Annotated in this window: 15 protein-coding genes; 7 read left to right on the top strand and 8 right to left on the bottom strand. The window is 57.5% G+C overall.

What is annotated here, in order from left to right:
- Positions 1-315 precede the first annotated feature (315 nt).
- A complete protein-coding gene (locus tag BMZ46_RS29200; RefSeq protein WP_134333855.1) occupies positions 316-2,037 on the bottom strand; it encodes a hypothetical protein in 1,722 nt (573 codons plus the stop codon).
- A 928-nt stretch (positions 2,038-2,965) separates the two neighbouring features.
- Here BMZ46_RS29200 and BMZ46_RS23325 point away from each other — a divergent pair.
- Positions 2,966-3,325 (top strand): DUF6124 family protein, encoded by a 360-nt coding sequence (locus BMZ46_RS23325; RefSeq protein ID WP_007955862.1) that lies wholly within the window; start codon positions 2,966-2,968, stop codon positions 3,323-3,325.
- A gap of 152 nt (positions 3,326-3,477) precedes the next feature.
- Complete coding sequence (locus BMZ46_RS23320) at positions 3,478-3,687, top strand: hypothetical protein (protein WP_074689210.1); 210 nt, start codon at positions 3,478-3,480, stop codon at positions 3,685-3,687.
- A gap of 3 nt (positions 3,688-3,690) precedes the next feature.
- Here BMZ46_RS23320 and BMZ46_RS23315 read toward each other — a convergent pair whose 3' ends face one another.
- From BMZ46_RS23315 to BMZ46_RS23290, 6 genes are all read right to left on the bottom strand, one after another.
- A complete protein-coding gene (locus tag BMZ46_RS23315) occupies positions 3,691-4,482 on the bottom strand; it encodes a transporter substrate-binding domain-containing protein (protein WP_170844902.1) in 792 nt (263 codons plus the stop codon).
- Positions 4,483-4,541: 59 nt separating this feature from the next.
- Entirely contained in the window at positions 4,542-5,405 is an 864-nt protein-coding gene (gene copD / locus BMZ46_RS23310; protein WP_074689206.1) for a copper homeostasis membrane protein CopD, read from the bottom strand.
- Between the two features lie 3 nt (positions 5,406-5,408).
- Positions 5,409-5,783, bottom strand: a complete 375-nt coding sequence (copC, locus tag BMZ46_RS23305) for a copper homeostasis periplasmic binding protein CopC (protein WP_011335143.1) — start codon at positions 5,781-5,783, stop codon at positions 5,409-5,411.
- Between the two features lie 31 nt (positions 5,784-5,814).
- Complete coding sequence (locus tag BMZ46_RS23300) at positions 5,815-6,738, bottom strand: copper resistance protein B (protein WP_074689204.1); 924 nt, start codon at positions 6,736-6,738, stop codon at positions 5,815-5,817.
- A gap of 11 nt (positions 6,739-6,749) precedes the next feature.
- Entirely contained in the window at positions 6,750-8,453 is a 1,704-nt protein-coding gene (locus BMZ46_RS23295) for a copper resistance system multicopper oxidase (protein ID WP_074689202.1), read from the bottom strand.
- A gap of 95 nt (positions 8,454-8,548) precedes the next feature.
- Entirely contained in the window at positions 8,549-9,031 is a 483-nt protein-coding gene (locus tag BMZ46_RS23290; RefSeq protein ID WP_064598036.1) for a hypothetical protein, read from the bottom strand.
- Positions 9,032-9,196: 165 nt separating this feature from the next.
- On the opposite strand from BMZ46_RS23290, the gene BMZ46_RS23285 reads away from it, so the two are divergent.
- From BMZ46_RS23285 to BMZ46_RS23275, 3 genes are all read left to right on the top strand, one after another.
- Complete coding sequence (locus tag BMZ46_RS23285; protein WP_074689200.1) at positions 9,197-9,856, top strand: ribonuclease T2; 660 nt, start codon at positions 9,197-9,199, stop codon at positions 9,854-9,856.
- A gap of 137 nt (positions 9,857-9,993) precedes the next feature.
- Positions 9,994-10,587: a PAAR domain-containing protein gene (locus tag BMZ46_RS23280; protein ID WP_237233729.1), complete on the top strand. Its 594-nt coding sequence runs from the start codon at positions 9,994-9,996 to the stop codon at positions 10,585-10,587.
- A gap of 138 nt (positions 10,588-10,725) precedes the next feature.
- Positions 10,726-11,214, top strand: a complete 489-nt coding sequence (locus BMZ46_RS23275) for a hypothetical protein (RefSeq protein ID WP_371855537.1) — start codon at positions 10,726-10,728, stop codon at positions 11,212-11,214.
- 21 nt (positions 11,215-11,235) lie between these two features.
- Here BMZ46_RS23275 and BMZ46_RS23270 read toward each other — a convergent pair whose 3' ends face one another.
- Positions 11,236-12,093 (bottom strand): LysR substrate-binding domain-containing protein, encoded by an 858-nt coding sequence (locus BMZ46_RS23270; RefSeq protein ID WP_039770296.1) that lies wholly within the window; start codon positions 12,091-12,093, stop codon positions 11,236-11,238.
- 109 nt (positions 12,094-12,202) lie between these two features.
- Here BMZ46_RS23270 and BMZ46_RS23265 point away from each other — a divergent pair, with 109 nt between their 5' ends.
- Complete coding sequence (locus BMZ46_RS23265) at positions 12,203-12,907, top strand: haloacid dehalogenase type II (RefSeq protein WP_074689198.1); 705 nt, start codon at positions 12,203-12,205, stop codon at positions 12,905-12,907.
- 15 nt (positions 12,908-12,922) lie between these two features.
- Positions 12,923-13,696: an aldolase gene (locus BMZ46_RS23260; RefSeq protein ID WP_074689196.1), complete on the top strand. Its 774-nt coding sequence runs from the start codon at positions 12,923-12,925 to the stop codon at positions 13,694-13,696.
- The last annotated feature ends 162 nt before the right edge of the window (positions 13,697-13,858 follow it).

Here is a 13,858-nt window from a genome sequence, read left to right as displayed (position 1 = left end):
AAGGGGCATGTCGTCATTCCTTGAACGTCTGAATTAGCAGGGTATCGACGGCCTATGAAAAAACATGAGAGTGGAAGTGAAGGTCCAGACGGATTGCATACGTGAAGCCTTTTTTAAACGGTCAGCTCCAGCACGGCGTTTTGTCCGGACAAAAGGGACGACAAAAGGGACGGATTGGTTTGTTTTTCACTTCTAGGTGGTAAATAAATCTGTCCCCATTGTTTCCGTCCCCATTGTTTCCCATTGTTTCCCTGTATTAGGTGATTTAATTTGTACTGTGCGTGAGTGTGTATTTTGATGAGGATTTAACGTGGTTTATTGTGTTTTTTTATTCTTTACCATTAGCTCTATAGCTTTTTCAGATGTCCAGTTAAGAATGCAGAAATGTAGGTTGTTGAATGCCTCTTCCCGATTGCTTAATGAAAGTTTTTCAATTTGTCCGACATTTGATTGTCCTTTGAAGGGGTGGGTGGAAATAAACTTAGACTTGTCAAAGTGCAATGGGTAGTTGCAATTTATAAAGCATACTATCTGAACATAAAAACAGCCTAGGTGGATGTTGCAAATGGTGTGGCTTGGTCGATTTTCGATGCGTGCATGATGGGTTCTGATACCATAATTAACGTTTTTTTCCATCGGCCTAATAGCCACTGCCCAGTTACTGGGAATTCTGTTTTTTCTGAGCAGTCTTTTATGATTTTCAGGAATGCATCTGTTGTCTGGATTGGGGTCAGTATATTCATGTAATACTGCGATTGCGCACATATAGATCGAAATTCGTTTCGCTTCATCTTTAGCGATGCTAATTACTTTTCCATCAATGAGGGAATCTATGAGAGGCCTCGTCGCCAAGTCCAAGGGGGCAAGCCAGTCATTTATGCAGGCTGCGCATATACGGTCAATATTATCAGATCCTAAAGCCGAATCACGTAAATAGGGTTGCTTAATAAAAATGGTGTTGTTATCCGACTCGGATATGCTGTGCGCCATATCGGTGAGCAGCTGCTTACCTCTACCTATGTTGAGTTTTTCACTTATCCAAGGAGCAAACACAGGAACACCGATGGGGTTGTTAGCCCCGCAGAAAACGCATACCCTATTGATATTAAGGCCTTTGTGATTTCTGTTATCTGATTTTGTTCCTGTAATCCTTTCCACGACGGGACTAATCCACTGCCAAGACTTAACAACCGCCGGAGCGTCTTTGTTGTTGCAAAATTCAGCAAATTGTATATCAAGGCTTGGTTCATTTTCTCCGCCCAAAAGCTGGAAATACCTTTCGCACTGCGCAAATGCATGTAATATTGGAATAACTCGTTCCACCGAATAATCTGTCAGTCCTGATGCTGAAACCTTCTCACTTCCACCTTTGGTCACTTGAACCAGTTTTTGATAAATTTGAAATAGGCGCTCCGGCATTGCTGAGTGGATGTTGTCAGCACTTTCTTGAGGAAAGGTGCGGAGAGTGAGAAATATTCCATGAACTGTTATTCGTCTCACATCCAAGTCATGAATCGCATTGCCCAGTCGCATTTGTGTCAGACGGTATAGGGCGGCGGTTGCCATGAGGTCTGCGTCATGCTCTAGAGCGTTATCAATGGAATTCGCGTACGGTCTACCCGGTAAGTCCCTAGCAGCTATAGCGACTTCATTATGGCGTCTTACTATATGGAAATACTCGTGTGCAATAATCCATGCAAGCGCTGTAGCTGCCATAGCATTATAGTCAAAATTTTCGATTGGTAATGCTGGGCATATTTCGTCAATAGGCATGCACGGAGCCGCGATACAGTGCTTAATCATTCCTGAACTTATGACTATAGAGTATGGATTGCTCTCGGCTGACAGGCTTTCACTGTTGGATATCCTTATAGGTATATCTGATTGTTCTTCAGAGTATTTGTTTTTTATGAGAGGAATTATAGCCAGGGCGCCCTTCAATACTTCAACGAGTCGCTGGTTATGGAGCCCGCCTAAAGAACTATGATTGTCAATGAACTCTTCGGGAGAAAAATACTCGGGTGTGATTTCAAACATGATTATCCTTAAACACATTGAACCAAATGGAGGTCATTGCAGCTCCGGTTCTGGAGCTCGCCCGTCTCGCCTTCCTGCAATACCCATGAGCCTAGATATGCTCAGTGTCGGGCACAAATAGTATCCAGCTTCTGGAAATTAGCGCGCAGTCTTACCCTTCAGTCTGCCTAGCCCCTGCTTGATATATCCAGTGTTCTTACCAATGGCCCATAAAGCCCCTCGAACATTGTCACCGGTAACGGTCAAACCTTGCTTTTTCAGCATGAGCAGTCAGACCATATCGGCGGCCACTGACCCCAGTTGGTTCTCGTACATCCCTTCTAGCACGTCCTATAGCGAGTATTCGTCTGACAAGGCATCGACTCCTTTCGAAAAAGAAAAGCATAGTACCGGTAGTGTCCGTTGTCGGCGATGCTTAGAAATTGCTACAAAGCGTTGTCGTTTCGCGGGGTTAGCTTGGTTGGCCGGGGTGCAGGCGAGGAACTACGCCCAATCCATCACTGGTCAGACTTAGACGCCGCGCTAGAGACGGCGTCTTGCAAGCAAAAAAACGGGAGTGTTTTAAACCTAAAAACTCACTCGTTTAAATGATTCATTCTTTCGTCATCCAAACCCTACACCACCTTGCGCCACCCCCTACACCTAAGACAGAATCCGCCGGCTTGTGCGTCTAGCACGCGGGTTTTATCGTCTCTACGTCACTGCAGACCAGTGATCGGGTTTGGTAGCCCGCTTCGTTCTAGACTCATGGCGTCACCGTGTGCAGCCCTTTTTCAGGGCTCGGATTTCATGGTGGTCATGCGTGGGGCTCATTCGTGGGCGCCGGGTTCTAGTGCGACCGGTCTACCAACCCGCGTATGGCCGCCACCCAACGTTTGGTAGCGAAGGGTGATGGTTCCTTTTGGTAATCGCGCTAGAGGATTCATCCATGTTCAAACCAACACCCAACCCACCAGAAACCGATCCAGTCTCCCCCTACAAATTCCCCGATTCACGAACGCTCAACGAAGCCGCCGAACGCGCCCTCGATCACTACCTCACCCCACAACAACGGATCATGGGCAGCCACACCCAACATGACCCGATGTACTTCGCTAACCCGGCTTACGACACCGAATCCCTGCTCGCCAACGCCAGCGAATCCCTGGGATCAGCCTCCGAAATGCTCAACAACTTCGCCGCCACCCTGGAACCCGCCCACCGCAAAACCGCCATCGGCATTGCGCAGTTGGTGATGTTGGGATCTTTGGCGGTGAATCAGGCGTTGGATAACGTCGAGCCGAAGTAGGTTCGGGCAACCCTCTGCGGTGGAGGGTTGATCGTCAGGCGTGGGTTCAACCTGAACCCACGCTGAAACCCCCGCAAGTTTCATCTTCCCGCCACCCGCACAGGCCTACGATCCCTCTACAAGTTCCCGACCCCACCCGAGCGCCACCCACCATGAACAATCCACTCAAAGCGCTGCTGTTCGTCGCCACCATCTCGGTTCTAAGCGCCTGTTCCGGCTCCGGTGGCCTGACCACCACCAGTTGTTTCTCCAGCGACTGTCAGTCGCCGGAGGCGCGGAACGTGAATACGTTGAAGTTCGGCGGGAGCAATATCGGTAACAGTTTCAACCAGTACAGCTCCGGCCTGATGCATGACGATTGAGGGTTACTGAGCTGCTGGTACGGCGATCCATTCGCTCAGGACTTTCTGGTATTTGCCGGTGACTTTGCTCAGGTGCAGCCACTGGTCGACGTAGAGTTTCCAGCTGATGTCGTCGCGCGGCAGCAGGTAGGCTTTTTCGCCGTATTGCATGTACTGGCTCGGGTTGACGGCGCACAGGCCGGGTTTGAGTTTCTGCTGGTAGAGGGCTTCGGAGGCGTCGGTGATCATCACGTCGGCCTTGCTGTCGAGCAGTTGTTCGAAGATCGTCACGTTGTCATGCAACGCAAGTTGCGCCTTGGGCAGGAAGGCGTGGACGAAGGCTTCGTTGGTGCCGCCGGCGGGTTCGACCAGGCGCACGTTCGGCTGGTTGATCTGGTCGATGGTCTGGTATTTGGACTGGTCGGCGCAGCGCACCAGCGGGATCTTGCCGTCGACGTCGAGGGTGTTGCTGAAGAAAGCTTTTTTCTGGCGTTCCAGGGTTACCGAAATGCCGCCGACGCCGATGTCGCATTTGCCGGCCTGCATGTCCGGCATCAGGGTTTTCCAGGTGGTCTGCACCCATTCGACCTTGACGCCGAGGCTGTCGGCCAGGGTTTGCGCCATGGCGATGTCGATGCCTTCGAATCCGCCGTCCGGGCGTTTGAAGGTGTAGGGCTTGTAGTCGCCGGTGGTGCAGACGCGCAACTGGCCTTGTTGCTGAATGGTGTCGAGGTGCGAGGCCGGTTCTTGTGCCTGGGCGGCGCCGGCCATGGCCAGCAGGCTGCAAAAGATCATCGTGCTTTTTTGAATTGTCATGGGGATCTGGCTTGTGCAGTGGGAGTGCGGGCCAGTGTAGTGAATGGGTTTGCCGGGTGTCATCCCGGTTCCGGGCTCAACGTGCCCAGCCACGCCACCAGTCCCACGATCAGAAGCGCAATCATCAGCTCCAGTGCCACGCTGCGGCGCAAGGCATTGGCCGCCACTTGATGCTGCCCGGCGCGCAAAGATTGCTCGAGCAACGGCCCGAGGTGGAAGCGGTTCAACGCGGCCAGCACCAGCATGCCCCCGAACAACGCAACCTTGATCGCCAGCAGAATGCCGTAGGTGCCGAGCAGGACTTCGCCCAGTGTCGGGCCGACGATGAACAGGTAATTCGCCACGCCGGTAATCGAGAGGAAGAGCACAATCGCCGCGCCGACGCCTTCGAAGCGTTTGACGGAATCCGCCAGCGAACGAATGCGCGCTTCGCTGCACAGTGCGTCGAGCCGCGACATCAAGATCAGCGCGAGCATCGCGCCCAGCCACGCACCCGCCGCGAGCAGGTGCAGGATGTCGCTGAGCAGATGCCACGCGTTATCCATCGCGCCGTGTCCGCTCCAGGCCAGAGAGGCGAGGGCGACGGCGCCGGCCATTGATGCCAGCCACAATCCCGGCCAGATCATCACGGCGATCAGCGCAATCATCCGCAGCGCCCACGCCAGCCCGACGTCGGTTTCCAGCACCATCATTTGCAGGTGCGGCCACAGCGCCGCGAACTCCGTTTCACCACTCATGGCGCGGGTCATCAGCACCAGTCCCGCCACTGACAGCAATGCCCCGATCAACGCCATCCCGCGCAGCATCGGCCGAAACCGCAGCACTGCGTCAACGCTGTATAGCCCGAACAACGCCAGCCCGAACAACATCAGCAAATCCACATACAACGCCAGACGCAGGAGGATGTTGATCAGTTCAGCCATCACTCATTTCACTTTGAATGTGACGTTGCCGGTGATCGGGTGCGTGTCCGATGACACCGCGCGCCATTCGACCTTGTAGGTGCCGGCCGGCAGAGGTGCGAGCGGGGTGACGAGCATGGTTTTCGGGTCGCTGCCGGCGCTGACTTTGGCCTTCATCGGCATGGGCGAGTGGGCCATGCCGGGCATTTCGGTCATCACCAGTTTGGCTCCGGAGAATTGGGTCAGCAGATCCTCCGAAAACCGCAGTTCGATCTTGCCGGGTGCCGCGCCGTCGGCACCTTCGGCCGGGGTCGACGACAGCAGTTTCGGATGGGCCTGGGCCAGAGTACTCAGGAGCAAACCGCTGGCGAGGACGAGGGAGATTTTTAATGTGCGCATGCAAGACCTCGGTGTTGTTTTTTGAAGGGATTCAGAACCACAACCGTACGCCGAGGACGAGTCGCGCTTCGCTGCGATCCTCGCCTTCTTCCCGTGCGTAATCGGCGGTGTGGCCGTAGGTGCGGTTCCAGGTCACGCCGATGTAGGGCGCAAATTCGCGGCGGATTTCATAGCGCAGGCGCAGCCCGGCTTCGGTGTTCGCGAGGCCCGAACCGATCCCGCGTTGCGGGTCGTTTTTGCCGTAGACGTTGAGTTCGGCGGTCGGCTGCAGGATCAGGCGATTGGTCAGCAGGATGTCGTAGTCGCCTTCCAGCCGAATCGCGCTCTGGCCGTTTTCGCCGAGGAACGCCGTGGCTTCGGCTTCGAAGTTGTACAGCGCCATGCCCTGCAGGCCGAACGCGGCCCAGGTTTGCGGGGCGCCGGGTTTGAAGTCCTGGCGCACGCCGCTGACCACGTCCCACCACGGCGAAATCGCGTGACCCCACAGCGCCTGGATTTCCGCGTCTTCGGTCTTGCCGTTGCTGCGTTCGCCCTCGGAGCGCAGCCACAGCCGATCGATGTCGCCGCCGATCCAGCCGGACAAATCCCAGGCCAGGGTGCTGGCGTCGTCGGCGTCTTGCCATTCGAGTTTGTCGGCGAGGAAGTACGTGTTGATGGCGCTGTCGTGGACCTGATGCCCGGCGTGGCTGGTGAACACGGCGGCGCGGTCGGCGTCGGTCAGCGCCGGGATAGGTGTGCGGCTTTCGGTCGGCGCGGCGGGCTGCATCATGCCGTCGTCCATGCTTTGCATGCCGGTCATTTGACTGTGATCCATGCCTTGCATGTCAGCCATCCGGCTGTGATCCATGCCTTGCATATCAGCCATCCGGCTGTGATCCATGCCCTGCATGTCGCTGGCGGCGAATGCCGGAGCCATCGATAGGAGCGACAACGAAAACGCGGCAAATCGAGTCATGGTCGGCGTCCTCATTCTTCCACCCGCACTTCGCGGAACATGCCCATTTCCATGTGGTACAGGAGATGGCAGTGATAGGCCCAACGGCCGAGCGCATCGGCGGTGACGCGGTAAGTGCGACGGGTGCCGGGCGGCATGTCGATGGTGTGTTTGCGCACCTGGAAATTGCCGTTTTCGTCTTCCAGATCGCTCCACATGCCGTGCAGGTGAATGGGGTGAGTCATCATCGTGTCGTTGACCAGCACCAGGCGGATCCGCTCGCCGTACTTCAACAGCAGCGGCTCGGCGTCGGAGAACTTGATGCCGTTGAACGACCAGGCGAATTTCTCCATGTGGCCGGTGAGGTGCAACTCGATGGTGCGGCTCGGGTCGCGGCCGTCCGGGTCTTCGAACGTGCTGCGCAGGTCGGCGTAGGTCAGCACGCGGCGACCGTTGTTGCGCAGGCCGAGGCCGGGGTCGTCGAGTTTCGGCGCGGTGGTCATGGCTTGCATGTCCACCAGCGGGTTGTCCTTTTCGCTGTCGGGGTGCGACTGCATCGGGCCCATGTTCATGCTTGAGTGATCCATGGCGCTCATGTCCATGGAGCCATGATCCATTCCACCCATACCCATGTCGTCCATGGTCACCAGCGGTCGCGGGTCCAGCGCCGGCACCGGGGCCGACAAACCGGCGCGGGCGGCGAGGGTGCCTCGGGCGTAACCGGTGCGGTCCATGGCCTGGGCGAACAGGGTGTAGGCGTCGGCGGCGGGTTCGACGATCACGTCATAGGTTTCCGCCACGGCGATGCGCAATTCGTCGACGCTGACCGGTTTGACGTGCAGGCCGTCGGCGGCGACCACGGTCATTTTCAATCCGGGAATGCGCACGTCGAAGTAGCTCATGGCCGAGCCGTTGATCAGCCGCAGACGCAATTTTTCGCCGGGGCGGAACAGGCCGGTCCAGTTGTTATCCGGGGCGTGGCCGTTCATCAGGAAGGTGTACGTGGCGCCGCTGACGTCGGCGATATCGGTGGGGTTCATCTTCATCTGCGCCCACATCGTGCGATCGGCGACGGTGGCGCCCCAGCCTTTTTCGCCGACGTCGTGGATGAAATCGCCGACGGTGCGCCTGTGGAAGTTGTAGTAGTCGGACTGTTTTTTCAGGGTCTTCATCAGGCTGGCCGGGTCTTCGTCGGACCAGTCGCTGAGCATCACCACGTAGTCGCGGTCGTAGTCGAACGGCTCCGGTTCCCGGGCGTCGATCACCAACGGCCCGTAGACCCCGGCCTGCTCCTGCAAGCCGGAATGGCTGTGATACCAGTAGGTGCCGTGCTGGCGAACCTTGAACTGGTAGACGTACACGCCACCCGGCTCGATGCCCTTGAAACTCAGGCCCGGCACGCCGTCCATGTTGGCCGGCAGCAGAATGCCGTGCCAGTGGATCGATGTGTCTGTATTGAGCCGGTTGCGCACCCGCAGCGTCACGGTGTCGCCTTCGCGCCAGCGCAGCAGCGGGCCGGGCAGACTGCCGTTGATGGTCAGGGCGGTGCGGGGCTGGCCGGTGAAGTTGACCGGGGTTTCGCCGATGAACAGCTCGAAGTCGGTGCCGCTTAACTCGTTCACCTGGCCAGGGCTGTTCAAGGCCCAGACCGGCGTGCGCCACAGGCCGAGGCCGCCGAGCAGACCGCCGGCGGCGAGGCCTTTGACGAAGGTGCGTCTTGAGGTGGTGGAAGGCATGCGCTGGAAGTCCCCGTTTGACCAATGACGGGGAGGCTAACCAGCGGCAGCTTTCAGCAGGCTGAGGGGCGGATTACAGTTGTGTCAGGTTCAACCTACAAACCGAGACCTTCCTGGACCACCAGCAGCAGGTTGTTTTCCGTCAACGCAATCGCATCCAGCTGTTGCCCGGTTTCGAGCGTCTGCAACCACCAATGGCTTTCACCGTGCTCATCGACCGTGCGCAGCAGCGATGCTTCGCGCCCCGGCAGGACGATTTGCACTCGCCCTGCGCCGTCTTCGGTGAAGCGGGCGATGGGGTCGAACGTCAGGCTGTGGTGGTTGGCTTCGATGATCAACTGGTCGATGGCGTAGTCGTGGGTCTCGCCATCCGAAGAAGATTCGCAAACATGCGTAGGATTGCGCCGAATCTTCAGGCCTACCTCGGTGACCGGTTGCAACCAGCCTTCGATTCGGTGATACAAGGCGTAGACCTGAGCCGGCCAGCAATCGATCTCCAGTTCAGCGCAGGTGATTTCGTCAGCATGGGTGTGCCGGGTTTGTTTGAGTTTCGCGGCGAGTTCGTCTGCTTTACTCATGTCGGTTCCCTGTGGTGATTTCAACTTCATCGTAGTCCTTTCAAAGTAATGCACGTTTTGCCCTGCGTCATGCGCCTGCAACACGGGCATGACTCAATCAGCGTCTGGCCAAGTGATGGTCAGACCACAGAAACCACGGACGCACGCGTCCCAAGGAACGGGAACATGAAAAAGCTTTTTACAATTATGGCGCTGATTGCGCTGACGGTCGGTAGCATCGGCCTGAGTTCGGCGCGCCAGTCGTCTGCCAGCAAGGCGGAATCGGTGGCGGGGGTGTTCGATTACTACCTGCTGGCGTTGTCCTGGTCGCCGACCTTTTGCCTGACCCACAAGAGCGACCCTCAATGCACCGGCAAGGGTTACGGTTTTGTCCTGCATGGCCTGTGGCCGCAATACGCCAAGGGCGGCTGGCCGCAATCCTGCCCACCGCTGACCAACCTGTCGGCCGCCGAAACGGCCAAAGGCCTGACGCTGTTCCCGACCAAAAAACTGCTCGATCACGAATGGAGCAAACACGGCACCTGCAGCGGCCTCGGCGCGATGGGCTATCTGGACGAAGCGGACAAAGCGGTGGGCGCGGTGAAAATCCCGGAAGAGCTGCAACCGTTCAGTAGCTCTTATTACTTCGAAGCGCAGGAAATTGCCGACCTGTTCCGCAGGAGCAATCCGGGCATCCCGTCAGACGGCATCGCCGTCATTTGCAACGGCCCGGAACTCTCGGAAGTGCGCGTGTGCATGGGCAAGGACCTGCAATTCGGCGCCTGCGGCAAGGGTGTGAAAACCCAGTGCCGGGCGGGGGATATTCGAGTGCCGCCGTCGCGTTGACCGGAGCAGTTACCGTCCATGGAAAACAGGCGCCTCTTCAGGCGCCTGTTTTTTTGCATGCGGGTTTGAACAACGCCGCGACTTTGTTCATGCTTGCGCGCCAATGGATGATGACGCGACACCGCAAGGAGCTTTTCATGAGCGGAAAACCCGCTGCCCGAGTGACCGACCCGACCGCCTGCCCATTGCCGGGACATGGCACCAGCGGTAAGAAAACCTTATTGCTTCTTCTATTGACCATCTTGTGTTCAGCTTGCGCTAAAAACCATACGGTCCAGCCTGCAAATCTCAATTTTCTGACTATAGAGAGAAAACCCAGCAGCCTGTATTACGAAATTTACTACGCCTCTGATGTAAACCTTTTGGATCTGTTTGGGAGAGGAATGAGGGAAGGCGCCGCTTCGACAATGTTGGAGTGTGCACTGGGTGACGATCAGGACTTTTCTATCACTAACCGATTCAGATATTCGGCGTACGGACTGATTGATGTAGATGAGACGAACAAAGCCGGCGGGAAATACAACTACGTGACGAGTGCAACTTTAAGGCAAACCGTAAATAACGGTTCAACTCAGGAATTTCTTTCAATTCAGGAGTTGAATGGCCTGTTGTCCGGAAAGCTCCAGGTCCCCTGCAAAGTCGTCATTACCGCCTGGGGCTACAAACCCTACTACTCAAACACCATGAACCTCCCGGTCGCAGACCTGCTGCGCGAAGGTAACAAGTTCTGAGCTCATTGCTAAAAGGGAACATACTTGGGTCAGGGCGATTTTCCACCAGAGAAGTAGGCAGTAAATCGGCCAGCGACTTGCTGCTTGAATCGATCATGGAGATTTCTCGTGAGGTACAAATTTCTTCTATGCATATTTATGGTCATCTGCTCCGGGTGTGCAAAGGATCATGTAAAACCTCCGGCAAATTTGAGCTTCGTGTCTGTCGCAAGAGAACGAACGCTCTACGACGTTCGGTATCAATCGGACGTGGATGTTCTGGATCTTTTTGACCGAGGTGAACGTAAAGGAATGGCGTCGGGTACTCTTGAGTGCGCCTTGGGAGACGACGAAGACTTTGCGGTTGATAAATCAATGCAGTTTTCTGCCCTCGGTTTGATTACCTCGGACAAGGGGCAGGCGAACAAAACGGGATTTTCCTATCTGACCAGCGCGTTTTTGATCGAAACCTCTAGCGATAGAAGTACGGACAGAAATCTGTCAGCGGCCGAACTGAACCAACTCCTCTCTGGCAAACAACAAATCCCCTGCAAAGTCGTCGTCACCGCTTACGGCTACAAACCCTACTACTCAAACACCATGAACCTCCCGGTCGCAGACCTGCTGCGCGAAGTCAACAAGCCCTGAGCTCAGCGCCATTTGGGGGGATCAAGCAAATCCCCCCGCATCCACCCCCAATTCCCCCCGCAGAAACTCCACCAAACCCCGCTGCAATCCACTCAACACCCCCTCGCGACTGACCAGCGCCAGTTCCGTCGGTGGCAGCGGCGGCAAGTCCGTGCACACCCGATGCTCCGGCAACACCGCCGACGCCGGCAGCACCGAAACCCCGAGCCCGGAGGCGACCGCCGCCTGAATGCCGGTCAGGCTGTGGCTGCCGAAGGCCACACGCCATGGGCGTTGCGCCACGTCGAGCAGGCGGATCGCCCGTTGTCGGTACAGGCAGCCCTGGGGAAACAGCGCCAGCGGTAACACGGCACTGGATGAGTCGAACTCAGCACCCTTGACCCAAACCAGTCGTTCCGGCCAGGTCGCCCAGGCCGTGCCGCTGTCGGGTTCGCGTTTGATCAGGGCGATGTCGATTTCGCCGCTGTCGAGGCGTTGGCGCAGGTCGAGGCTCATGCCGCTGACGGTTTCCAGTCGCGCTTGCGGGTGGCTGCGGGTGAAGCCGGCGAGGATCAGCGCCATGCGTCGGGCGTCGAAGTCTTCCGGCATGCCGATGCGCAGGATTTCCAGATCCAGATCGCTGGCCAGGGCTTCGCTGGCCTCGGCCGACAAGGCCAGTAATCGACGGGCGTAGTGGATCAGCAGTTCGCCGTGCTCGGTGACGCTGACGTTCAACCCGGTGCGGTCGCGCAACAGCAGGGCGTGACCGACCAGGTCTTCCAGTTTGCGCACCTGTTGGCTGACCGTGGACTGGGTGCGGTGGACGCGTTCGGCGGCGCGGGTGAAGCTGCCTTCATCGACCACGCAGACGAAGGTTTTCAGCAGTTCCAGATCCAGCATGGCGGCGGCCTCGATATTTGTTTGGCAACTGACAGTCGGCTATTTATTTAATTTCACACTATCACCCCGAGTTCATAAGCTGAAGCCCTCACTTGCAGAGGAATTCCCCATGACCTTGATCAACACACCGCGCCCGCAATGGCTGACATTCGATTGCTACGGCACCTTGATTCAATGGGACGAAGGCCTGCGCGCCGTGGCTGAGCGGATCCTGAGCGAGAAGGGCGAACACCGGGTCGATGCCGGGCGCCTGATCGAGGTCTACGACCGCCACGAACATCGCCTGGAACAGACGCCGCCGCACCGCTCGTTTCGCGAGCTGAGCACCCTCGGCCTGCAACTGGCCCTGGAGGAGCTGGGGCTGGCGAGTGCCAGCGAAGACAGTCAGCGCCTGGCCACCGCGATCCCGCAGATGCCACCGTTCCCCGAAGTCGTCGAGACCCTCGCGCAGCTCAAGGCCAAGGGTTTCAAGCTGTGCATCGTCTCCAACACCGATGACGACATCATCGCCGGCAACGTCGCTCAACTCGGCGGCCATATCGACCGGGTGATCACCGCGCAACAGGCCGGTGCCTACAAACCGGCGCCGCGGCTGTTCGACTACGCTCATGAGCAATTGGGCGTCAGCCGCAATCAGGTGGTGCACATCTGCGCCAGCCCGATGCTCGACCACACGGCGGCCCGCGATATGCATTTTCGTTGTGTATGGATCGACCGCGGCACCGGTCGTCAGTTGCTGCCGGACTATCGGCCCGACGCGACCCTCAACACGCTGGATGAAGTGCTGCCGTTGTTCGCGTCCCTTGGCTGGTAATAGAGGAGTTTCGCCATGGCCCACACCCTGACCGGCAGCGCCCGACCCGCGCATTCCAGCTCGTTGAACCTCGACAGCGAAGCCATCATTACCGCTCGCCACGAGCTGGCGGCGTGCTTTCAACTGGCGGCGCTGCACGGGCTGGAGGAGGGGATCTGCAATCACTTTTCTGCGATGTTGCCGGGGCACGATGACCTGTTTCTGGTCAATCCGTACGGCTATGCGTTTTCCGAAGTGACCGCGCACAACCTGCTGGTCTGCGACTTCGACGGCAACGTGGTGGACGGCGAGGGTCAGCCGGAGGCCACTGCTTTCTATATTCATGCGCGCCTGCACCAGCGGCTGCCTCGGGTGAAGGTCGCGTTCCATACGCACATGCCGAACGCGACAGCGTTGTGCCTGCTGGAGGGGCCGCCGCTGTTGTGGCTGAGTCAGACCGCGCTGAAGTTCTACGGGCGCACGGCGGTGGACGAGCATTACAACGGGCTGGCGCTGGATGAGCGTGAAGGCGACCGGATTGCCGGGGTCATGGGCGAGGCCGACATTCTGTTTCTGAAGAATCATGGGGTGATCGTTGGGGCGCCGACCATCGCTGAAGCCTGGGACGATCTGTATTACCTGGAGCGTGCCGCGCAGGTGCAACTGCTGGCGATGGCCACGCAACGGGTGTTGAAACCGGTGCCGCACGCGGTTGCGCAACGGGCTTACGAGCAGATGCGCGAGGGCGATCCGGAAAGTGCGCGGGCGCATCTGCACAGTGCAATGCGGCGGTTGTCGAGCGGGGGGTAAAAGTGAGGAAAACGGGCAGGCAAAAATAATTCGCGTCGCAGGTCATCCATTTCTACTGCGCGCCGATAGCAACAGGGTCGGGATTGTCTCGGGGGCACTTGGTTGCCCCACACAACCCGGTGGGCTACGCTCACGAAAACAAGGGTTTCGGGCTTTTGCCCC

It is taken from the genome of Pseudomonas sp. NFIX49 (assembly GCF_900115915.1).
Taxonomy (GTDB): Bacteria; Pseudomonadota; Gammaproteobacteria; order Pseudomonadales; family Pseudomonadaceae; genus Aquipseudomonas; species Aquipseudomonas pharyngis.
This window is presented reverse-complemented; position numbering and strand designations above follow the sequence as displayed.